This window comes from Paraburkholderia sp. J63 (genome assembly GCF_905220245.1).
In the GTDB taxonomy this organism is placed as follows: domain Bacteria; phylum Pseudomonadota; class Gammaproteobacteria; order Burkholderiales; family Burkholderiaceae; genus Paraburkholderia.
Genome location: NZ_CAJMZF010000138.1, coordinates 1 through 1,029 on the forward strand (window position 1 = coordinate 1; position 1,029 = coordinate 1,029).

A 1,029-nucleotide genomic window follows, 5' to 3' on the forward strand; every position below is an offset into this window, starting at 1 on the left:
GCGCCTGCGCAACACCGTGCTGCTCAAGCGCGAGGACAACCAGCCCGTGTTTTCCTTCAAGCTGCGCGGCGCCTACAACAAGATGGCGCATCTCACGCCCGAGCAGCTTGAGCGCGGCGTGATCACCGCGTCGGCCGGCAATCACGCCCAGGGCGTGGCGCTCTCGGCGGCGAGACTCGGCGTGAAGGCCGTGATCTGCGTGCCCGTCACCACGCCCCAGGTCAAGGTCGACGCGGTGCGCGCCCACGGCGGCCCCACCGTCGAGGTCGTGCAGGCCGGCGAATCCTATAGCGACGCCTACGCGCACGCCGTCCAGCTGCAGAACGAACGCGGCCTGACCTTCGTGCATCCGTTCGACGATCCGCACGTGATCGCGGGCCAGGGCACCGTGGCGATGGAAGTGCTCAGCAAGCATCAGGCCCCGATTCACGCGATCTTCGTGCCGATCGGTGGCGGCGGACTGGCGGCGGGCATCGCCGCCTACGTGAAGGCGGTGCGCCCCGAGATCCGCGTGATCGGCGTGCAGACCGACGACTCGTGCGCGATGGCGCAGTCGATGAAGGCGGGCAAGCGCGTGGAGCTGAGCGAGGTCGGCCTGTTCTCGGACGGCACGGCGGTCAAGCTCGTGGGCGAGGAAACCTTCCGCCTGTGCCGCGAGTATCTGGACGACGTGCTCACGGTCGATACCGACGCGCTGTGCGCCGCGATCAAGGACGTCTTCCAGGACACGCGCAGCGTGCTCGAACCCGCGGGCGCGCTGGCCGTGGCGGGCGCGAAGCAGTACGCGGAGCGCGAGGGCATCGAGGGCAAGACGCTGGTGGCGGTCACCTCGGGCGCGAACATGAACTTCGACCGCATGCGCTTCGTGGCCGAGCGCGCCGAGGTGGGTGAGGCGCGGGAAGCAGTGTTCGCGGTGACGATCCCCGAGGAACGCGGCAGTTTCAAGCGCTTTTGCGAACTCGTGGGCACGCGCAGCGTGACCGAATTCAACTACCGCATCGACGACGCCGAACGCGCGCACATCTTCGT

At 68.4% G+C, this 1,029-nt stretch carries 1 protein-coding gene; it reads left to right on the forward strand.

Annotated elements, in window-relative coordinates; all coding sequences use genetic code 11:
- The coding region (ilvA, locus tag U5775_RS38845; RefSeq protein WP_322063423.1) for a threonine ammonia-lyase, biosynthetic at nucleotides 1–1,029 on the forward strand (1,029 nt) is incomplete at both ends.